Consider the following 20539-nt stretch of genomic DNA (forward strand, 5'->3'; position numbering starts at 1 on the left):
GGGCACCCGCCAATGCACGAGGAGCACCATGAAGTACCGCACGCTGGGCCGCACCGGCATCAAGGTCAGCCCCTACGCCCTGGGCGCGATGATGTTCGGCGCCGCGGGCAACCCCGACCACGACGACGCCGCCCGCATGATCCACAAGGCGCTGGACGCGGGCGTCAACTTCATCGACACCGCCGACATCTACTCGCACGGCGAGTCCGAGGAGATCGTCGGCAAGGCCATCGAGGGCCGTCGCGACGACGTCGTGCTGGCCACCAAGGCCCACCTGCCGATGGGCGAGGACCCGAACCACCAGGGCAACTCGCGGCGCTGGCTGGTCCGCGCCCTGGACGACTCCCTGCGCCGCCTCCGGACCGATCACGTCGACCTCTACCAGGTCCACCGGCCCGCGCCCGACACCGACGTGGAGGAGACGCTGTCGGCGCTCACCGACCTCGTGCGGGCCGGGAAGGTCCGGGCCATCGGCTCCTCCACCTTCCCCGCCTCGGAGATCGTCGAGGCGCAGTGGGTCGCCGAACGGCGCGGCCTCGCGCGGTTCCGCACCGAGCAGCCGCCGTACTCGATCCTCGACCGGCGCATCGAGAACGAGGTGCTGCCCGTCTGCGAGCGCTACGGCATGGGCACGCTCGTCTGGAGCCCGCTCGCGCAGGGCCTGCTCACCGGTCGCTACCGCAAGGGCGTGCAGGCCGAGGGCAAGCGCGCGAGCTACGGCTTCAAGCACATGACCGACGAACGCCGCCTCGACGCCGTCGAGCAGCTCATCCCCGTCGCCCAGGACGCCGGGATGTCCCTGACGCACCTGGCGATGGCCTTCGCGATCGCCCACCCCGGCGTCACGTCCGCGATCATCGGCCCGCGCACGGAGGCCCAGCTGGACGACCTGCTCGCCGGCGTGGACGCCGTGCTGGACGACGACGTGCTCGACCGGATCGACGCCATCGTGCCGCCCGGCACCGGCGTCGGGGCGCTCGACATGGACTACCGCACGCCCGCCGTGCAGCAGGCCCGCCTGCGCCGCCGCCTGGTCGAGGAACGCTCCGCCGCCTGACCAGAAGCCTTTTTCACGGCGATTTCCGATTCATTCCCGCGATGGTGCCGCCCTCTTCCGCGGAGAAGGGGGCGGCACCATTCTTCACGTGCGGGACCGTCGATTGCCGGTGACCGGGATCAGACTTCTTCGTACCAGTTCACGCAGAGGTGGGCGACGTAACCCGTGCGGCCGTCCCACTGCACCTGGATCCACCAGCTGCTCGTTCCGCCGCACGCGGTGTAGCTGCTGCCCGAGGTGGCGTCGCACGACGCCGCGGCGCGTTGGCCGGGCTGGATGATGCCGAGGCGGGTGGAGTCCTCGTTGGTGCGCAAGCGGACGTTCACGCCGCTCACGCCGGATTTGGGTGTGACGTAACAGGCGGGCACGTCCGACCGGTCCACCGCGTGCGCGGCCGGCGCCGGCGCGGCGATCGACGCCGCCGACGCGGAGGACGGCGCCAGCGCCATCATGACGAGAACGATCAGCGCGCCGAGGCACGCGGCCAGAGAATTCTTATTCACAGCTCCCCCTTCGGGATCCTTTCACGGTCCCGAAGGTGACGATAGCCAGGCCGCCGGAGTTTGGCAGTCCCTCGTCGGTGTGAATGCGACGGCACTCCGACGAGGGACTGTTGATCCATTATTCGCGCATTCGCGCCGACTTTGTCAGGCCATCAGGCTTCAGGCTCGTAGGCCAGGTTCGGCCGGAGCCAGCGCTCGACCTCCGCGACCGGCATCCCGCGCCGGCGCGCGTAGTCGACCACCTGGTCGCGGCCGATCCGACCCACGGTGAAGTAGCGGGCCTCCGGGTGCGCGAAGATCACGCCGCTCACCGCCGCCGCCGGCGTCATGGCGAACGAGTCGGTCAACGCCAGGCCCACCTGCTCGGCCTCCAGCATCGCGAACAGGTCCTGCTTCTCGCTGTGGTCGGGGCTGGCCGGGTACCCGAACGCGGGCCGGATGCCGCGGAACCGCTCGGCGTGCAGGTCCGCCAACTCCGGGTCGGCGTCCGGCTCGAACCAGTCCCGCCGCGCCCGCAGGTGGACGTGCTCGGCGAACGCCTCCGCCAGCCGGTCCGCCAACGCCTTCACCATGATCGACTTGTAGTCGTCCTGCTCCCGCTCGTACCGCGCCGACAGCTCCTCGGCGCCGTGGATGGCCACCGCGAACCCGCCGAGGTGATCGCCCGCGGGCGCGATGTAGTCGGCCAGGCTCCGGTTGGGCCTGCTCGCCGGCTTCTGCGTCTGCTGGCGCAGCATCGGCAGCCGCCGCCCGTCCACCACGATGTCGTCGCCCTCGGAGTGCGCGGGCCAGAAGCCGTACACGCCCTTCGCCCGCAACGAGCCGTCCGCGATCACCTGGTCGAGCATCGCGTTCGCGTCGTCGAACAGCTCCTGCGCGGCCGGGTTGGTCTCCAGGATCTTCGGGAACTTGCCCTTCAGCTCCCAGGCCAGGAAGAAGAACGTCCAGTCGATCATCTCGCGCAGCTCGGCCAGTGACGGCTCCACGACCCGCAGCCCGGTGAACGCGGGCGTCGGCAGCTCCTCGAACGACACCACCTCGGCGTTCGCCCGCGCCTGCTCCACCGTCAGCAGCGGCGTGCTCTGCCGGTTCTCGTGCTCCTCGCGCAACCGCTGCTGCTCGACCCGCGTCGCCGCGGCCAGCTCCTCGGCGCGGTCCTCGTCCAGCAGCGCCGACACCACGCCCGCCACCCGTGACGCGTCCAGCACGTGCACGGTGGTCTGGTCGTACACGGGCGCGATCCGGACCGCCGTGTGCTGGCGGGACGTGGTCGCGCCGCCGATCAGCAGCGGCAGCTTCATCCCGCGCCGCTGCATCTCCGCCGCCACCGACACCATCTCGTCCAGCGACGGCGTGATCAGCCCGGACAGGCCGACCGCGTCCGCGCCCTCGGCGATCGCGGTGTCCAGGATCTTCGCCGCGGGCACCATCACGCCCAGGTCGACCACGTCGTAGTTGTTGCAGCCCAGCACCACGCCGACGATGTTCTTGCCGATGTCGTGCACGTCGCCCTTCACCGTGGCCAGCACGACCTTGCCGTTGCCGCGGGTGGAGCCGGAGGCTTCCTTCTCCGCGTCCATGTACGGCTCCAGGTGCGCCACCGCGCGCTTCATCACCCGCGCGCTCTTCACCACCTGCGGCAGGAACATCTTGCCCGCGCCGAACAGGTCGCCGACGACCTTCATGCCGTCCATCAGCGGACCCTCGATCACGTCGAGCGGGCGCTCGGCCTCCAGCCGCGCCTCTTCGGTGTCCTCGATGATGAAGTCGACGATGCCGTGCACCAGCGCGTGCTCGAGCCGCTTGGCCACCGGGCCCTCGCGCCACGCCAGGTCGACCACGCGCTTGGTGCCGGAGCTCGCCACCGTCTCGGCGAAGGACACCAGCCGGTCCGTGGCGTCCGGGCGGCGGTCGAACAGCACGTCCTCGACCAGTTCCAGCAGGTCCTTGGGGATGTCCTCGTAGACCGCGAGCTGGCCTGCGTTGACGATGCCCATGTCCAGGCCCGCGCGCACGGCGTGGTAGAGGAACGAGGAGTGCATCGCCTCGCGCACCGTGTCGTTGCCGCGGAACGAGAATGACAGGTTCGAGATGCCGCCGCTGATCCGCACGCCCGGACAGCGCTGCTTGATCAGCGGGATCGCGTCCAGGAACGCCTTGGCGTACCCGTTGTGCTCGGCGATGCCGGTCGCGACCGCGAGCACGTTCGGGTCGAAGATGATGTCCTCGGCCGGGAAGTCCGCCTTCTGCGTCAGCAGGTCGTACGCGCGGGCGCAGATCTCGACCTTGCGCTCGGCGGTGTCGGCCTGGCCGAGCTCGTCGAACGCCATCACCACGACGCCCGCGCCGAAGTCGCGGATGCGGCGGGCCTGGGTCAGGAACGACTCCTCGCCCTCCTTGAGGCTGATCGAGTTGACCACGCCCTTGCCCTGCACGCACTTCAGCCCGGCCTCCAGCACGCTCCACCGCGAGCTGTCGACCATGATCGGGACGCGGGCGATCTCCGGCTCGGTGGCGACCAGGTTGAGGAACGTGGTCATCGCCCGCTCGCTGTCGAGCAGGTCGGCGTCCATGTTCACGTCGAGCAGGTTCGCGCCGCCGCGCACCTGCTCCAGCGCGACGTCCACCGCCGCCTGGTAGTTGTCGCCCTCGATCAGCCGGCGGAACTTCGCCGACCCGGTCACGTTGGTGCGCTCGCCGATCATCACGAACCCGGTGTCCGCGCTGATCTCGAACGGCTCCAGGCCGCTGAACCTGGTCCGGTCCGGCACCCGCGCCACCGACCGCGGCGGCAGGTCCTTGACCGCCGCCGCGATCCGCGCGATGTGCGCGGGCGTCGTGCCGCAGCAGCCGCCGACGATGTTGACCACGCCCTCCTCGGCGAAGCCGTGCAGCAGCGCGGCCGTCTGCTCCGGGGTCTCGTCGTAGCCGCCGAACGCGTTGGGCAGCCCGGCGTTGGGGTGGCTCGCGGTGTACGTGCCGGCGATCCGGGACATCTCGGTGACGTGCGGTCGCATCTCGGCCGCGCCCAGTGAGCAGTTCACGCCCACGACCAGCGGCTCGGCGTGCGCGACGGAGTTCCAGAACGCCTCGACCGTCTGCCCGGACAGCGTCCGCCCGCTCAGGTCCACGATGGTGACCGAGATCCACAGCGGCAGGTGGGGCGCAACCTCGCGGGCCGCGGCGACGGCGGCCTTGGCGTTGAGCGTGTCGAAGATCGTCTCGATGAGCAGCAGGTCGACGCCGCCCTCGGCGAGCGCGCTGATCTGCTCCGCGTAGGCGTCCTTGACCTGGTCGAACGTGACCGTCCGGTACGCCGGGTCCTCGACCCGCGGCGACAGGGACAGGGTGACGTTGAGCGGGCCGACCGAGCCCGCCACGAACCGGCCGCCCGCCTCGTCGGCGGCCTGGCGGGCGAGCTGCGCGCCGCGCACGTTCATCTCGCGCACGAGCTTCTCCAGGCCGTAGTCGGCCTGCGCGATGCTCGTCGCGGTGAACGTGTTGGTGGTGGTGATGTCCGCGCCCGCGGCCAGGTACTGCCGGTGGACGTCGAGGACGACGTCCGGGCGGGTCAGGTTGAGCAGGTCCGGGTCGCCGGTGACGTCGTGCGCGTGGTCGCCGAGCAGGTCGCCGCGGTAGTCGGCCGGGGTGAGCCCGGCGGCTTGGAGCATCGTGCCCCAAGCGCCGTCCAGCACCGCGACGCGCTGGTCCAGCAGCTCTCGCAGGGCGTTTTCCGACACGCGGCCTCCCAGGCTGGGAGGCGCCCTTCGGATCGTCGAGCCCCGGCCGAGCGTGGCGGGCTCGTCGCCCGTTGCAGCGCCTCTCGATCGGGAGTCCGATCCTAGCGAACCACGCGATCGTGGGCGGATCCGCCCAAAGGGTGAGAACACGATCACCGGTGTTTCAGCGCGTGATCACGACCTCCAGCGTGCGCGGCCCGTGCACGCCTTCGACGCGTTCCAGCTCGATGTCGCTGGTCGCGGACGGTCCGCTGATCCACGTCTGGGTGCGCACCCCGGCCAACGCCGCGACCGCGTCCGGCACGCCGGCCACGACCTGGTCGGCCCGCACGACCACCAGGTGGTAGTCCGGCACGAGGGTGAGGGCCCGGGGGCCTTGGTCGGCGGCGTCGTGGTCGAGCACGATCGTGCCGGTTTCCGCGACCGCCACGTGACAGGCCGTGACGACGGCATCGGCCGCTTCGACGATTCCGCGAAGCGCTTCGCGAGCGTCCCCGCCAAGGGGAGCCCTTGATTCGATTCTACCGACGGGGTCCGACAATTCCTGGTGCTCCCACGGCCGCCCGCCGGGTTCCGCCCCAGGTCCGCCCGGTTCGGCACCGGGCTCGGCCGCTGGTGGGATCCCGGTGCCGGCCCGTTCCGCGCCCGGTCCGGCGGCTCGTTCCGCTCCCGGTCCCGCCGCCGATTCCGCCCTGAGTCCACCCGCCGATTGCGCTCCGGTTCCGGCTCCCGGTCCCGCTCCCGCCGCCGGTTCAGCCCCGGTTCCGGCCGGTTCGGTGCCCCCGGCCACCGGGTCCGATTGCACCGCCGACCCGACCCACGCCGCCGTCCACTCGGGCGGCGTGCCGGGCGCGGTCACGACGTGGTGCGCGCCCCGCTCGGTCAGGGCGGCGGCGATCGCTCCGGCCACCTCGTCGGCGGCCACCACGCGGACCAGCGCCCGGTAGTCGCGCAGGCGTTCGGCGAACAGCTCCAGGTCACCCGGTCCCCGCGTGCCGGCCGCCCGGTAGTCGCGCGGCACGGGCGCCACCTCGCGCGGGCCCTTCGCGCGCCGCACCCTCGCCAGGACCTCGTCACGAGCGCTCACCGGGTCTCCCACCAGTCGCGGAACGTCTGCTTCGGCGGTTCCGGCAGGTCGCGCGCCGTCGACCAGCCCGGCAGCGGCACGTGCCGGCTCGCCACCCGCCCGAACCTGCCCAACCGCACCAGCCGCCGCCACCGCCGCGCGTCCGACATGGCCCACGCCAACGCGCGCATCGCCGTCGACTCCGGCGTGGTCGGCTTCGCCGAGGTGACCCGCTCCCGCAGGTGCACCAGCATCGACGGGATGTCGATCGCCACCGGGCACACGTCGTAGCAGACACCGCACAGCGACGACGCGAACGGCAGCGTCGGGTTGCGGTCGACACCGGTCAGCTGCGGCGACAGCACCGCGCCGATCGGGCCGGGGTACGTCGAGCCGTACGCGTGCCCGCCGGTGCGCTCGTACACCGGGCACGAGTTCAGGCACGCCGAACACCGGATGCAGCGCAACGCCGCCCGCCCGCCCGGGTCGGCGAGCGTGGCCGTGCGGCCGTTGTCCACCAGCACCACGTGGCTGGTCTGCCCCTCGGTCGGCCCCGTCCACACCGACGTGTACGGGTTCATCCGCTCACCGGTCGACGACCGCGGCAGCAGTTGCAGGAACACCTCCAGGTCGCGCCACGACGGCACCAGCTTCTCGATGCCGACCACGCTGATCAGCGTGCGCGGCAACGTCAGGCACATCCGGCCGTTGCCCTCGGACTCGACCACCACCAGCGACCCGGTCTCGGCCACGCCGAAGTTCGCGCCCGAGACGGCCACGTCCACCGTCATGAACTTGTGCCGCAGGTGCTTGCGCGCCGCCTCGGCCAACGCGTTCGGGTCGTCGGTCAGGTCCGGGTCAACGCCCGGCATCTCGCGCCGGAAGATCTCCCGGATCTCCGTGCGGTTGCGGTGGATCGCGGGCACCAGGATGTGGCTCGACTTGTCCTTGCCCAGCTGGACGATCAGCTCGGCCAGGTCGGTCTCCACCGCGTGCACGCCGATGTCGGCCAGCGCCTCGTTCAACCCGATCTCGACCGTGGCCATCGACTTGACCTTGATCACCTCACGCGTGCCGGTCGCCCGCACCAGGTCGGTGACGATGCGGTTGGCCTCGTCGGCGTCCCGCGCCCAGTGCACGTGCGTGCCGCGGCTCGTCAACGCCTCCTCGAACCGCACCAGGTACTCGTCGAGGTTCGCCAGCACCTCGTCCTTGATCGCCGCGCCCGCCGCGCGCAGCTGCTCCCAGTCCGGCAGCTCGCCGACGACGTTCGCCCGCTTGGCCCGGATCGTGCCGGTGGCCTTGGCGAGGTTGCGGCGCAGCTGGGCGTTGCCCAAGGACTCGCGCGCGGCCTTCGGGAACGGCTCGCCGGTCAGGTTCCCGCCGCCGGCGGGCATGCCCAGGAACGTCGTCATCGCGTGTGCTCCAGGATCTGGGCCAGGTGCAGCGGTCGCACGCCGCTGCGCAGCCTGCTCAGGCCGCCGCCGATGTGCATCAGGCACGACGAGTCGCCCGCCGTGAGCACGCCCGCCTTCGTGCTCAGCACCGCGCTCATCTTGTCGCCGAGCATGGCGGTGGAGGTGTCGGAGTTCTTCAGCGCGAACGTGCCGCCGAAGCCGCAGCACGTCTCGGCGGACGGCAGCTCCACCAGGTCGATGCCCTCGACCGCGCGGAGCAGCCGCAACGGCCGGTCCCGCACCTTCAGCACGCGCAACGAGTGGCACGTGGGGTGGTAGGTGACCCGGTGCGGGAAGTACGCGCCCACGTCGGTGACGCCGAGGACGTCCACCAGGAACTCCGACAGCTCGTACGTGCGCCGGGCGGTGTCCGCGGCGGCCTCGGCCAGCTTCGCGTCACCGTGCGCGCGGGCGACGTCGGCGTGCTGGTGCCGCACCGATCCCGCGCACGACCCGGAAGGCACGACGATCACGTCGGCGTGCTCGAACGCGTCGACGTGGTTGCGGATCACCGGCATCGCCTGGCCCGGGTAGCCGGTGTTCACGTGCATCTGGCCGCAGCAGGTCTGGGCGGACGGGACGACCACCTCGTGGCCGAGCCGTTCCAGCAGTCGGACGGTGGCCTTGCCGACGTCCGGGAACAGGCCGTCGACCAGGCACGTGACGAACAGCGCGACTCTCACCGCGCTGACTCTAGACTGTGTGGTCTGACCACACCAGACTGTGGTCAGACCACAGTGGAGGTGCTCCTTTGTCCGGGTACGGCGCGGTGCTGCGGCACGTCGAGTCGGAGCTGAGCGCGGGTCGGCTCGGGGTGGGGCAGCAGCTGCCCGCCGAGCGGAAGCTGGCCGAGGACCTCGGCGTCAGCCGGGCCACGGTGCGCGAGGCGATCCGGGTGTTGCAGGCGATGGGCGTGGTGCGCAGCGGCGTCGGGTCGGGTCCGGACGCGGGCACCACCGTCATCGCCGACCCGGCGGGCGGGCTCGGCGCGGCCCTGCGCCTGCACCTGGCCACGCGCCGGCTCCCGATGGCCGACCTCGTCGGCACCAGGGTGATGATCGAGAGCCACTCCGTGCGCGCGGCGGCGGTCCGCCCCGACCACCCCGACCTCGCGCGGGCCGCCGACCTGCTGGCCCGCATGGACGCGCCCGACCTGGACGCCGACACGTTCCACCTGCTCGACGCGGACTTCCACGTCGCCCTGACCGCCGCGGCCGGCAACGCCGTGAACACCGCGATCATGGCGGCGCTGCGCGACGCCATCCACCGGACCGTGCTGGACGCCGTGCAGGCGTTGCCGGACTGGTCGCGGACCGCCGTGCGGCTGCGCCGCGAGCACCGGTCGATCCTGCGCGCCGTCCAGGCGGGGAACGGCGAGCTGGCCGCCACCAGGGTCACCCGCCACGTCGAGGGCTTCCACCGCGAGTGGGCCCGGCACGCTTGAGCGGTCCGCCCGAAGCGCGGTCGAGGAGGTGACCGGCCCGGTCCCCGGGAGGACCGGGGACCGGACCGGTCGTCAGTCGCCGAGCGGGTTGAGCAGGTCCGCCTTGCCCTCGAACGCGAACAGCAGCAGGTCCGTCATCCGGAACGTCTGCGAGTCCGGCCCGAACGTCGGCCGCCACGACGGTTCGCGGACGATCGACGTGCGGCTGCCCTCGATGGCGCGGTGGAACACCTCGGCCACGATCCGGCCACCCACCGGCCCCAGCCTGCCGCGGTTGAACTCCGCCTCGCGCAGCACGTAGAACCACAACGGGGTCGCGGCGGTCACCGCGGCCTTCTGCGCGTCGGTCAGCGAGTCCAGCGTGACGCCCCCGTCGCCGAGCAGGACCTGCTCGTCGGTCAACGGCTCCACGCCGAGGAACTCCGCCATCTGCTGACCGCTCGCCAGCCGGACCATGTTCGCCCGGGTCAGGTTGCGGAACGCCAGGTTGCGCTCGATCTCCGGGAACGTGGAGCCGCGCCCGTCGAACGTGCCCGCCGGGAGCTGCGTCAGCGGGTTCACCAAGAGGCTGTCGACCCGCTTGGTGACGTTCCCGCCGTCGGCGGTCGGCGGCGCGAGGTCCGGCCGGTCGGCCTCGGTGAAGTCGAACAGCCTGCGGAAGTCGGCGATCCAGTTGGTGGGCAGCGTGTCGACCGTGCCCGAGTTGGGGTTGTCCAGGTCCGGCAGCTGCGACCCGGGGTCGAAGTTGCCCGACGTGCCGGTGAAGACGAACAGCAGGAACAGGGTGGCGGCGCCGCCCGGCCCGGTCGAGGCGAACACCCGGTTCCACTGGTACGCGCCCCGGATCATGCTGTGGCCCAACCGGTACGCCGCCACCGAGAACTCCAGCGGCATGGTCGGCTCGAGCCCGTGCGGCGACTTGCCCCGGCCCGGCGCCTCGAAGAACCGCCGACCGTTGGCGAACACGTCGTCCACGATCGCCGGGTCCACGATCCGCGGCAGGAAGTCGGTGCGCAGCATCCACTGGTAGTGGCGCACCACCTGCTCGCGCGCCGCGGCGAACAGCCGCTGCCCGGTCAGCCCGCGCAGCGCCAGCTCGTCCACGACCCTGTTGTGGAACCTGATGAACGCCAGGTGGGTCTGGGCGACGACCAGGTTCTCGTCGTTGCGTGCGTCCGGGATCAGCGGTCTGCGCCGGTCCGCCCCGGTCGTGCCCGCCGCGCCGAACCTCGGCAGGTCGAACCCCTCCAACGCGACGTTGACCCGCTCGTCGGGGAACGGCGTCGGCGAGGTGGTGCCGACCTTCAGCTTCACGCCGTCCGCGGCGTAGAAGATCCGGTCGTTGCGGTCGCGGGGACCCCGTCCGTACACCGAGTCGAGGTCCAGCGCGGGCGAGCGGCCTTGCACCAGCTCGTCGAGCGTGACGTCCTCGCCGAGCTGCGACTCGGTGCGGTCCATGGTCAGGTCGTGGTCGACGAACTGACCGAGGTAGGTGAAGCCCGCCGGGATCGACGGGTCCGCCGAGTCGGGCTGCGGCACGTCCGCGGTCATGGCGGTGGCCAGGGCGACCCTGGTCTCCTCGTCCAGCGGCGTCCCCTCCGGCCCCAGCCGCGAGAACCGGAACCGCCGCAACTCCTCCACCGTGAGCGGCCGACGGGTCGTGGCCTGGCCGTCGCGGTCGAACTCCAGCACTCCCTCGCCCACGACGAAGAAGCTGTTCGTGCCGTGCTGCTTCATAGACCCCCCCAGGTCTGGTGTGGCCCGGGAAAACCCGGGTGGGACGAACGCACCCCCTGTGGCCGCCCTCAACTACACATGTACCAGCACTTGTCGATCAGATACGTGGCCCAATCCGCTGGTCCGGTTGCGCTAGTCCAAGTGGGCGGGCAACCGGCAGGTAGGACGCTTCCTGAGAAAGCCTGTGAATCCCGCGCCACACCGTTTTCGTCGTGACCGTCACACCGCCGCCCACGCCCGCAACGCCCGCAACCGGGCGTTCTCGGGTTCCGTCCGCTGCTCCTCCAGCGCGCGGTCGAGCACGGCGAGCACGTCGTCGCGACGGCCGCAGCGGATCAGGCGCGACGCCGCCGACACACCCTGGTCGATCGCCTCACCGTGATGCCGGACCACCGCCGACCACAGGGTCGCCGCAGCGTGCAGCAACCCCGCCGAGGCGAGCGCGTCCGCCACCGCCATCAGGCGAGCCGCCGGGAGGCCTCGCGCCAACGTCGCGGCCACGATCCCGTCGGCGCAGGCGGCGCCACCTGCGGCCGTCCACGCTTGGACGAGATCGTCGAGCCAGTAGCCGTCGGACATGCCCGCTACGCGCCGCGCCACGGCGACGGCTTCCGCCTTGCGCCCGCCGGCGGCGAGCGCTTTGACGACTCGGTGGTGCTGGTACTCGTCGCTGTAGGGCGACCTCTCCGCCGCGGCCGTCAACAGCGCGTCCGTGAAGTCGAACTTCCGGAGGTGGATCAGGTCCAGCGCGATCGCCGCCAGCACGCCGGGCTCCGTGTCGCGGTCGAGCAGACCTTCGACCAACCTCCGGACGGGTTCGTCGTGGTCCGCACCGCTGAACACCTTGATAGCCGCTGCCTGGTGTTCAGGGCTGCGCGAACGGGCCGCGGCGTAGATGTCGGCCGCGGTCGTCGGGTCCTCGGGGTCGAACAACGCGCGGACGACCCTCTCGAAGTCCCAGCTGTCGACCGAGGGGTCGGTCAACGCGGGCCGGGTGAACCGGCGGATGACCTCCGGGTTCTTCGAATCCGACAGCGCGGCAGCGAGCTGTCCCCAGTGCCGGTCGCTCCGCCACGACTTCTCGTCCAAGACCCGCACCAGGTCGGGGATGGCGTTGGAGTTGACGAAGACGCGGGCGGCCAGGTAGACCGCGTGGGCGTTGTCACGTGGCTCCGACAGCACCTCCCGGGCCGCATCGAGCGCCGCGTCGAGGTGCAGTGCCTCTTGGAGAGCCTCCGCCGCCTTGGCCAGGTACCTGACCGGTTTCCCCGCCGCGGCGGCCAGCACGATCGGCACTCCCGCGGAATCGAGCACCGACAGGACCGCCGAGACGGCTTCGCCGAACTCGTCCACACTCGACACCTCCGCGGTGAACGCCCGGTCGGCGGCCCACAGCGCCTCGTCCCGGCACTTGGCCGTGGCGGCGAGCGTCGCCAGCGCAGCCCAGCCGGCCGGGCTCGCGCCGGACACGTCCGCGGTGGCCCAGCCGACCGACTGCAGGGGGAGCGCCCCGTCGCCCGTCAGCGCGGGGTCGTCCCGCAGCCGCCGGACGAGCCCGCGCACCAGGGGGCCCGCGGCCTCGGTCATCCCGGTGTCCACCATGATCGAGACGATCGTCATCGCCCGAGCGTGGCTCTGTCCGGCCGCGGCCAGCCGGACGAGGAGGTGTTCCGCGCGATCCGCTCCTTCCGGGACGAGGTCCTTCAACGCCACGACGGCCCGCTTGAGCCCGGCGGGACTGGCCCGGTCGGCGAACTCCTCCAGCCACCGGGCCGCCGAGTCCGGGTCTTCGAGCTTGCCGAGCACGATCGCCGCCTCGACGCGCACGGCCTCGGCGAGCTCCGGGCGGTCGCGCAGGGCGCGCAGTCGGTCCATCACGGGAGGCGGCACCGCTTCAGGCGGAAGGGACACCAGCACGTCGCCCGCTTCCTCGACGTCCTTCCACGGGTCTGGCAGCACGCCGTTGGCCAGGATCAGCTCCACGACGCGGTCCACGACCGCGGCGGTCAGCGACTCGTCGACCGCCACGCCCTCCGCGAGGAGCCGACCCGCCAGGAGCACCTCCGGTTTCGTGCCCGCGAGCAGCACCGACAGCACCCGGCCGAGATCGCGGTCGTCCCGTCCCCACAGGGCGAAGGTGAACAGCGCGAACGCCCGCTTGCTCTCGGTCAGGCCGTGTTCGATCCACTCGTCCAGGTCCGGGAAGTCCGCCGGGATCTCGCCCGCACGCCGGCGGGCGGCCAGGAACTCCGCGAACGAGTGGTGCCGGAACCGGAGGTCGTCGTCGGTCTGGACGAAGACCCCGGTGCCGGACAGGAGCGCGTGCAGGTCGTCCTGCCACTGGTCGGGCAGGGGCGAGTGGTTCTCCTCCACCCACGCGCACGCGGCCTCGAACAGCGGCGACTCGCTCTCCAACCGGTGGGTCGCCAGCCGCTCCACGATCCCGGTCCGGTGCCGGCGCATCCACTCGACCAACGCCTCCCGCTCCGGGTCGCCGTGCACCGAGCGGCGCAGTTCGGCGATGGTGGTGCGCCGGCTCGCGCCGTCGTCCAGCAGGTACTCCATGAACCGGCCGTAGAGGTCGACCCGGCTGTTGGGCAGCGGGCGGTCCGGTTCGAGGGTCTTGGCGATGGCCGCGATCGTGGCCAGCAGGGGGTTGCGCACCAACTCGCGCAACCGGCCGTCCCGCACCTGGCGGACGAACGCCTCGGCGGCGCTCTTCGCGGTCATCAGGGACTGCGCCCGGAACCACGCCCGCGCGAACTCCTCGAGCTCGACCCGGCCGAACGGCTGGATCGCGTAGCCGTCGACGCCCGCCTGCTCCAGCGGCTTGAGCTCGTCGCCGGGCAGCGGCCGGGTGGTGATCACCAGCCGGTGGTCCGAGTCCCGGCGCACCTGGTGCGCTATCGCGTCGATGACCTGCGCCCTGGTGTCCGGCTCGATGATCTCGTCCAGGCCGTCGACGAACACCAGCCACCGGGCGCCGAGGGCGCGGCGGGCGAGCAGCGCGGACGGCGGGCGTTCGCCGAGCAACCGGCCCAGCGCTTCGGCCGCGCCCGCGGCGAGCAGGTCGGCCCACGCCTTGTTGGCGGCCAACGCGCGGGCCGGCACCCGCAGCGGCAGCACCGGTTCGGAGAGGGGCGGTGGGCCGGTGCCCCCGCTGAGCCAGAACTCGGCGATCTGCTGCACGTACAGGTAGCCGACGGTGGACTTGCCGCTGCCCGGCTCACCGGTGATCAGCAGGTGCCCGTTGCGGTCGAGCGCCGCGGCCACGGCGAGGGTGCGCTCGGTCGACTCCGCCGACGGCTTGCGGTCCGGCTCGGGGGAGCGCTCCGGCGCCTGCGGGCGCATGGTCTGCTCGACGTAGACCTGGGTCAGCTCGGGCTGCTTCACGCCGAGCAGCTTGTACGGCATCGACTCGGTCGCCCGGCGTTGCGCTTCCAGCAGGTCCCGCAGCTCAGGTGTCAGCTCGGGGCGTCCCGACCAGGAGGTCAACGGCGGGATCGGGTCGGCGGGGGCGGCGCCGAGCTGCACGGTCAGCTGGTCGATGGTGCCCGCCTGCACGACCGGACCGGTGATGTGACCGCCGCTGATCTCGTTGTGCCAGTCCGCCATGCCTGTGTTGTACGCGTGATCATGGCCGTGGTCACCGCACAAACGGGTGGAATGCCGACACCGCCCCGCCTACGGTGACGGCGTGTTCCCCGACTTCCACCGCGCGCCCAACATCGCCGACCACCCCGACCTGTACGAGCGGGAGAACGAGGCGATCGACCCCGACGGACGGCTGTGGCGCGCGCTGCGCGAGCAGGCCGACTGGGCCGGGCGCACGGTGCTCGACCTCGGCTGCGGCACGGGCTTCTGGCTGCCCCGCTACGCGGTCGACGCGGGCGCGGTGATCGGTGTCGAGCCCGACCCGGAGCTGCTCGTCAGGGCCCGGGAGCGCGGGGACGTGCGGCACGGTTCGGCGGAGCACGTCCCGCTGCCCGACGCGAGCGTGGACGTGGCGCACGCCCGGTTCGCCTACTTCTTCCCGCCGGACTGCGCACCGGGGCTCGCCGAGGTGCGGCGCGTGCTGCGGCCCGGCGGCACGCTGGTCGTGATCGACAACGACTGGCGGCACGGCGAGTTCGCCGACCTGCTCGCCGCCTCGCCCTGGGCGTCCGCGCAGGGGACCGCCGACACGACCGACGCGTGGTGGCGGGAGCGGGGCGCCGAGCGGACCGAGGTGATGGCGTCCTGGCGGTGCCGTGACGCGGCGGAGCTGGAAGCCGTGCTGCGCATCGAGTTCCCCGGCGACGTCGTGGACGGCTGGGTCCGCGCCAACCCCGGTCGGCGGGAGTTGAGCTACGGCTACGTCCTGTTCACCGTGACCGCTTGACCGTGCCCCTGGGGCAGGCCCTAGACAGGGCGGCACACAGGCCGAGGGGAGCCACATGATCGACTACACCACGCACAGCCGGTTCACCGATCCCGGTCCGGCGGCCGGGTGGCTGGACGGCGTCGGGCCGGACCTGGCGCAGCTGCGGCGGGCCGCCGCGGGGCTGGTGTTCCACTACTGGGGCAACGGGGACATCACCGACCACGGGTTCCCGGCGGAGCGGCTGGCGGAGGTCGACCTGCGGTACGCGGCGGACATGTTCGCCCGGCTGCGCGAGCTCAACCCCGCGCCGCTGGGCGAGGAGCGTGCGCCGACGGAGCGGATCGTGGGCTGTTGCCGCGACTTCACGCTGCTGTTCGTGTCGATGGCGCGGCACCACGGCGTCCCGGCGCGGTCGCGGGTCGGGTTCGCCGGGTACCTCGCGGACGGCTGGTACCTGGACCACGTGGTCGCCGAGGTGTGGGACGGGTGGCGGTGGCGGTTGGTCGACCCGCAGTTCCTCGACGGCGGGGTCGACCTGATGGACGTGCCGAGGGACCGGTTCCTGGTCGGCGCGGACGCGTGGCGGGCGTGCCGTTCGGGTGCGGTCGAGCCCGAGCGGTTCGTGGTCTCGCCCGAGCTGATGATCCCCGGCACGCGCGGTCTCACGCAGGTGCGGCACGACCTCGTGCAGGACCTGGCGTCGTTGAACAAGCACGAGATGATCCTGTGGGACCTTTGGGGCCTGCTGAGCGACGAACCCGAACTGTCCGAAGAGGACGTCGAGGCCGCGGACGAGCTGGCGGCCTCGATGCAGGACCCCGGCGCCGACCTGGGGGCGCTCTTCGACACCGACGCCTACCGCGTGTCGCCGGTGATCACCTCGCACGACCAGGTGACTCAGTTGCCGGTGGAGGTCGTGTTGCGCTGAGCGGCGTTGCGGGTGGTGGCCGGGCTGAGGCGGTTCATCACGGCCAGGTACGAGGTGGGGAAGAGGCGGGCCAGGACGTCGGGCGCGACGGCGGTCCACGCGATCAGCACCCGGCCCTTGCGCTTCGCCACGCCGGCCAGGATGCGCTCGGCCGCCTTGTCCGCGGGGTAGGTGAGGAGCTTCGCGAAGTTCGCCTTGCCCTCCGCCGCCTCGGCTTCGTCGACCCCGGCCGCCACCCGCGCGTTCTCCGCGATCCTGGTGCGGATGCCGCCCGGGTGGACGCAGGTCACGCCGACGCCCCGGTCGGCCAGCTCGTGGCGCAACGACTCGCTGAACCCGCGCAGGGCGAACTTGCTGGCCGAGTACGCCGTCTGGCCGGGTGGCCCGATGAGCCCGAACAGGCTCGACACGTTGACCACGTGGCTGCCGGGCGAGGCCAGCAACGTCGGCAGCAGCAGCCGGGTCAACGCCACCGGCGCGCGGAAGTTGATGTCCATGACCCAGTCGAACTCGTCCGCGCTGACCTGGTCGAACGTGCCGCCGAGCGCCACGCCCGCGTTGTTGACCAGCAGGGTGGTCCGCGGTGCCGCGGCCAGCACGCGTGCCGCGACGTCTGCCAGCCCGGCGATGTCGGACAGGTCGGCCACGATCGCCTCGACCCGCACACCCCGGATCCTCTCGGCCACGGCGGCGAGCCGCTCGGCGTCCCGGTCGATCAGCACGAGGTCGCTGCCGCGCCGCGCCAACCCGTACGCGACCTGCTCGCCGATCCCGCCGGCCGCGCCGGTCACCACCGCCGTGCCGCCTGCGAACCGGTAGGGCGAGAGCTGGGACATGAGGCCTCCTGGAGGACGTCGGTGGACCCCACCAGTCTGGCCCGACCCGCCCGGCCGGGCTTGACCTGACGCGACAGGAACTTGACCCGGCACGACACCAGGTCGGGGTGGCCGGACCTCGTCGACCTCACGCCCCGACGGCCGGACCTCTTCGACCTCACGCCCCGCGTCGGCTTCATGCGACGTCACGCCCCGCGGCGGACGGCGCTCGGCGTGATGCCCCACCACCGGCGGCAGCAGCGGCTCAGGGCGGACTGCTCGGACAGCCCCAGCATCCCCGCCACCTGGCTCATCGGGATGTCCGTCGTGGTCAGGTAGCGCTTGGCCGCCTCACGCCGCACCTCGTCCAGCACGGTGGCGAACGTGGTGCCCTCGGCGGCCAACCGCCGCTGCACCGTGCGCGGGTGCAGGTCGACCAGCCGGGCCACCGCACCGATCTCCGGAGGGACCGTGCCCAGCGACCGGGTCAGCACGCCGCGCACCCGGGCCGTCATGGTCGCGCCGTCGCCCGCGGTCTGCTCGGCCAGGAACGCCAGCGCCAACCGCCACACCCGCTCGTCACCGCCCGCCAGCCGCCGGTCCAGCAGGGCGCGCGGCATCCGCAGCAAGGGCGCGTCCTGCCGGGTGTGGACGGTCGCGCCGAAGAACTCCTCGTACACCGCGAGCGGCGCGACGGGCGTGTACGGCAGCTCCACGCTGCGCAACCCGTACGAGCCGCCCACCAGGTAGGTGATCGACCGGTGCAGGAACCCGAGGCCCAGGTCGATCGCCTGCACCGAGATCGGCAGGCCCGGCGGCACGCCGTAGTGCAGCGCGCCGAGGTCCGGCGCGCCGTACGGGTCGTCCACCAGCGACAGGCTCAACGACCGCGCGTGCACGAACAGGTAGCGCGACGTGCACTCCAGCGCGTCGGCCACGGTCGGCGAGTTCTGGATCGCCAGCGCCAGCGGCCCGAGCATGCCGAAGTCCTGCCGCGCGGCCACCCGCAGGCCGAGGTCCGGGCAGCCCAGCCCGTCGGCGGCGACCTCCAGCACGGCCGCCAGCACCCGGTCGGACACCAGCAGGTCGTCCACGTCCAGCGCGGCCACCGGCAGGCCCGCCGCGCGCGCGTAGTCCTCGGCCCGGCCGCCCAGCTCGGCCACGGTCGCCCGGAACCCCCGCAACCCCGCAGACCGGACCACCGACATGTCGTACAGGGTCAAATACTTGTCGTCCCCGGTCAAGAACCCCGCCGGCGCCTCCAGCACACTGGGCGCATGACCACTCCCGAGCACCTCGATGTCGTGATCGTGGGCGCCGGACTGTCCGGTGTCGGCGCGGCCTACCGGCTGCGCACCGAGTGCCCCGGCAAGTCCGTCGCGATCCTCGAAGCCCGCGACACGATGGGCGGGACGTGGGACCTCTTCCGGTACCCGGGCATCCGGTCGGACTCGGACATGTTCACCCTCGGCTACCCGTTCAAGCCCTGGCGCGAGGCGAAGTCGATCGCGGACGGCCCGTCGATCCTCCGCTACATCCGGGCCACGGCCGCGCAGTTCGGCATCGACCGGCTGGTGCGCTACCGGACCAAGGTGCTCGCCGCCGACTTCTCCACCGAGACCGCCCGCTGGACGGTGACGACCAGCCGCCGCGACGAGCACGGCGCCGTCGTGGACAGCGTGATCACCTGCGACTTCCTCTACTCCTGCGCCGGCTACTACGACTACGACCAGGGGCACGACCCGGTGTTCCCCGGTGTCGAGTCGTTCCGCGGCGACGTGGTGCGACCGCAGTTCTGGCCCGACGACCTGGACTACGCGGGCAAGCGGGTGGTCGTGATCGGCAGCGGTGCGACCGCCGTGACGTTGGTGCCGGCGATGGCCGAGACCGCCGCGCACGTCACCATGCTGCAACGCTCGCCGACGTGGGTCGGCGTGGTGCCCGGCCGCGACAAGCTCGCCGACAAGGTCCGGGAGCTGCTGCCCGCCGCCGTCGCGCACCGGCTGATCCGGACCAAGAACATCCTGTTCGGCGTGGCCTTCTACCAGTTCTGCCGCCGCTGGCCGAAGGCCGCGCGCAAGGTGCTCACCGGGCTGTCGACCAAGGTGCTGGAGGACGAGGCCGCGGTCCGCGAGCACTTCACCCCCACCTACGACCCCTGGGACCAGCGGCTGTGCGCGATCCCGGACGCCGACCTGTTCAAGGCCCTCAAGCGCGGTCGCGCGTCGGTCGTCACCGACCACGTCGACACGTTCACGCCCGACGGCGTGCGGCTGCGGTCCGGGCGTGAGCTGCCGGCCGACGTCGTGGTCACGGCGACCGGTCTGCGGCTGCTGGCCTTCGGCGGCATCGCGCCGAGCGTGGACGGGCGGCGGGTGGAGCTGTCCGAGCAGTTCGTCTGGCGCGGCGCGATGATCACGGGGCTGCCGAACTTCGCCGTGTGCGTCGGCTACACGAACGCGTCGTGGACGTTGCGCGCCGACCTGACCTCGCGCCTGGTGTGCCGGGTGGTCAACCACATGGACCGGCACGGCTACGCCTCCGTCGTGCCCACCCCGGACCGCCCGCTGACCCGCCGCCCGATGCTCGACCTCGCGTCCGGCTACATCCAGCGGGCGATCGACGCGTTCCCGCGCCAGGGCGACCGCGGCCCGTGGCGGGTGCGGCAGAACTACCCGCTCGACGCCTTGTCCACGTTGCGCGGCGACCTGGGCCGGCAGCTCGTCGGCACGCGGCGGGCCGCCGTCGACGGCGCGCTGTCGGCGGTGCGGGGCCGGTAGCGCGGTTAGGGGGACTGCACCTGCAACGCGTAGTCGAACGAGTTGGTGGCGTCGTGGCCCGAGCTGTAGGGGGCCGTGCACCGGCCGTTGTCCACCGGGATGGTCCCGTAGGCGGGTCGGAACATGGTGGCGCACTTGAAGCACGAGCGCCAGCCCCGGTGGTGCCAGTGCTCGGGGGTGCTCAGGTCGTGCTCGACGACGTAGGCGAACGACGCCCGGACGGTCCGGCTGTTCACCCGGTGGCCGTTGGGGTCGCCGGGGCAGTGGCCGGAGAAGCCGCCGGCCCACCACAGGCACTGGCACGCCGCGCAGGAGCGCCACCCCACCTGCTCCGCCACACCTTCGTGCTCCAGCAGCACCTTGTACACCAGGCCGTCGAACGGGTCGCGCTCGTGGACCCCGCCCCCGGCGCACAGCGACACCGCCGCCACGTTGGGGAAGTACAGGCTCCGGCACTTCCGGCACCTCGACCACCCGCCCTGGGCGGCGTGCGCCGTGGCCGGGGCGACGAGCTGACCCGCGGCGGTCGCCACCACCGCGCCGCCCGCCGCACCGAGGAACACCCGACGGTTCACCATCTCCCGCTCCACTCCGCTCGGCTCCACCTGTTCGGGACTCGCCGGGCGGGGCGGGTGCGTTACGGCACGTA

Annotated in this window: 14 protein-coding genes and 1 pseudogene; 5 read left to right on the top strand and 10 right to left on the bottom strand. The window is 72.2% G+C overall.

Annotated elements, in window-relative coordinates; all coding sequences use genetic code 11:
* The first annotated feature begins 28 nt into the window (after positions 1 to 28).
* Positions 29 to 1057, top strand: coding sequence for an aldo/keto reductase (locus ACZ7GX_RS05080; protein ID WP_498773006.1), 1029 nt, complete (start codon positions 29 to 31; stop codon positions 1055 to 1057).
* Between the two features lie 119 nt (positions 1058 to 1176).
* On the opposite strand, the gene ACZ7GX_RS05085 is transcribed toward ACZ7GX_RS05080, so the two are convergent.
* The 5 genes and pseudogenes from ACZ7GX_RS05085 to ACZ7GX_RS05105 all read right to left on the bottom strand — a co-directional run bounded on the left by ACZ7GX_RS05085 (position 1177) and on the right by ACZ7GX_RS05105 (position 8506).
* Positions 1177 to 1560, bottom strand: coding sequence for a hypothetical protein (locus ACZ7GX_RS05085; RefSeq protein ID WP_498773008.1), 384 nt, complete (start codon positions 1558 to 1560; stop codon positions 1177 to 1179).
* A gap of 152 nt (positions 1561 to 1712) precedes the next feature.
* Entirely contained in the window at positions 1713 to 5300 is a 3588-nt protein-coding gene (gene metH, locus ACZ7GX_RS05090; RefSeq protein ID WP_498773010.1) for a methionine synthase, read from the bottom strand.
* A 163-nt stretch (positions 5301 to 5463) separates the two neighbouring features.
* Positions 5464 to 5871 (bottom strand): annotated as a pseudogene (locus ACZ7GX_RS05095) (LutC/YkgG family protein); the annotation flags it as partial.
* Between the two features lie 512 nt (positions 5872 to 6383).
* Complete coding sequence (locus ACZ7GX_RS05100) at positions 6384 to 7781, bottom strand: LutB/LldF family L-lactate oxidation iron-sulfur protein (protein WP_498773012.1); 1398 nt, start codon at positions 7779 to 7781, stop codon at positions 6384 to 6386.
* Complete coding sequence (locus tag ACZ7GX_RS05105; protein ID WP_498773014.1) at positions 7778 to 8506, bottom strand: (Fe-S)-binding protein; 729 nt, start codon at positions 8504 to 8506, stop codon at positions 7778 to 7780. The genes ACZ7GX_RS05100 and ACZ7GX_RS05105 overlap by 4 nt, the downstream gene beginning before the upstream one ends.
* Before the next feature lie 68 nt (positions 8507 to 8574).
* On the opposite strand from ACZ7GX_RS05105, the gene ACZ7GX_RS05110 reads away from it, so the two are divergent.
* A complete protein-coding gene (locus ACZ7GX_RS05110) occupies positions 8575 to 9267 on the top strand; it encodes a FadR/GntR family transcriptional regulator (protein ID WP_498773016.1) in 693 nt (230 codons plus the stop codon).
* Positions 9268 to 9339: 72 nt separating this feature from the next.
* Here the strand turns inward: ACZ7GX_RS05110 and ACZ7GX_RS05115 are convergent, their stop codons facing one another.
* Together ACZ7GX_RS05115 and ACZ7GX_RS05120 are read right to left on the bottom strand one after the other, a co-directional pair.
* Positions 9340 to 11004, bottom strand: a complete 1665-nt coding sequence (locus ACZ7GX_RS05115) for a peroxidase family protein (RefSeq protein WP_498773018.1) — start codon at positions 11002 to 11004, stop codon at positions 9340 to 9342.
* A gap of 219 nt (positions 11005 to 11223) precedes the next feature.
* Positions 11224 to 14619 carry an NACHT domain-containing protein gene (locus tag ACZ7GX_RS05120; protein ID WP_498773020.1) on the bottom strand — a complete coding sequence of 1132 codons (3396 nt, stop codon included), beginning with the start codon at positions 14617 to 14619 and terminating at the stop codon, positions 11224 to 11226.
* 82 nt (positions 14620 to 14701) lie between these two features.
* On the opposite strand from ACZ7GX_RS05120, the gene ACZ7GX_RS05125 reads away from it, so the two are divergent.
* Both ACZ7GX_RS05125 and ACZ7GX_RS05130 read left to right on the top strand, forming a co-directional pair.
* The gene (locus tag ACZ7GX_RS05125) at positions 14702 to 15385 is read left to right on the top strand and encodes a class I SAM-dependent methyltransferase (RefSeq protein WP_498773022.1); all 684 of its coding nucleotides are present in this window, start codon (positions 14702 to 14704) and stop codon (positions 15383 to 15385) included.
* Positions 15386 to 15440: 55 nt separating this feature from the next.
* Positions 15441 to 16295 (top strand): transglutaminase-like domain-containing protein, encoded by an 855-nt coding sequence (locus ACZ7GX_RS05130; RefSeq protein WP_498773024.1) that lies wholly within the window; start codon positions 15441 to 15443, stop codon positions 16293 to 16295.
* On the opposite strand, the gene ACZ7GX_RS05135 is transcribed toward ACZ7GX_RS05130, so the two are convergent.
* Positions 16265 to 17131 carry an SDR family NAD(P)-dependent oxidoreductase gene (locus ACZ7GX_RS05135; protein WP_498773026.1) on the bottom strand — a complete coding sequence of 289 codons (867 nt, stop codon included), beginning with the start codon at positions 17129 to 17131 and terminating at the stop codon, positions 16265 to 16267. The genes ACZ7GX_RS05130 and ACZ7GX_RS05135 overlap by 31 nt on opposite strands.
* A gap of 185 nt (positions 17132 to 17316) precedes the next feature.
* Positions 17317 to 18318: an AraC family transcriptional regulator gene (locus ACZ7GX_RS05140; protein WP_498773028.1), complete on the bottom strand. Its 1002-nt coding sequence runs from the start codon at positions 18316 to 18318 to the stop codon at positions 17317 to 17319.
* A gap of 69 nt (positions 18319 to 18387) precedes the next feature.
* On the opposite strand from ACZ7GX_RS05140, the gene ACZ7GX_RS05145 reads away from it, so the two are divergent.
* On the top strand, positions 18388 to 19890 hold the full coding sequence (locus ACZ7GX_RS05145) for a flavin-containing monooxygenase (protein ID WP_498773030.1): 1503 nt from the start codon (positions 18388 to 18390) through the stop codon (positions 19888 to 19890).
* Positions 19891 to 19895: 5 nt separating this feature from the next.
* Here ACZ7GX_RS05145 and ACZ7GX_RS05150 read toward each other — a convergent pair whose 3' ends face one another.
* Complete coding sequence (locus tag ACZ7GX_RS05150) at positions 19896 to 20468, bottom strand: hypothetical protein (RefSeq protein ID WP_498773032.1); 573 nt, start codon at positions 20466 to 20468, stop codon at positions 19896 to 19898.
* Positions 20469 to 20539: the final 71 nt, after the last annotated feature.

Source organism: Actinosynnema sp. NPDC037264, from assembly GCF_055603705.1.

Coding starts and splice junctions, on each gene's coding strand:
- ACZ7GX_RS05080 (WP_498773006.1), top strand. CDS start 29: ATGAAGTACCGCACGCTGGGCCGCACCGGCATCAAGGTCAGCCCCTAC.
- ACZ7GX_RS05100 (WP_498773012.1), bottom strand. CDS start 7,781: ATGACGACGTTCCTGGGCATGCCCGCCGGCGGCGGGAACCTGACCGGC.
- ACZ7GX_RS05115 (WP_498773018.1), bottom strand. CDS start 11,004: ATGAAGCAGCACGGCACGAACAGCTTCTTCGTCGTGGGCGAGGGAGTG.
- ACZ7GX_RS05120 (WP_498773020.1), bottom strand. CDS start 14,619: ATGGCGGACTGGCACAACGAGATCAGCGGCGGTCACATCACCGGTCCG.
- ACZ7GX_RS05130 (WP_498773024.1), top strand. CDS start 15,441: ATGATCGACTACACCACGCACAGCCGGTTCACCGATCCCGGTCCGGCG.
- ACZ7GX_RS05135 (WP_498773026.1), bottom strand. CDS start 17,131: ATGTCCCAGCTCTCGCCCTACCGGTTCGCAGGCGGCACGGCGGTGGTG.
- ACZ7GX_RS05140 (WP_498773028.1), bottom strand. CDS start 18,318: ATGTCGGTGGTCCGGTCTGCGGGGTTGCGGGGGTTCCGGGCGACCGTG.
- ACZ7GX_RS05145 (WP_498773030.1), top strand. CDS start 18,388: ATGACCACTCCCGAGCACCTCGATGTCGTGATCGTGGGCGCCGGACTG.
- ACZ7GX_RS05150 (WP_498773032.1), bottom strand. CDS start 20,468: ATGGTGAACCGTCGGGTGTTCCTCGGTGCGGCGGGCGGCGCGGTGGTG.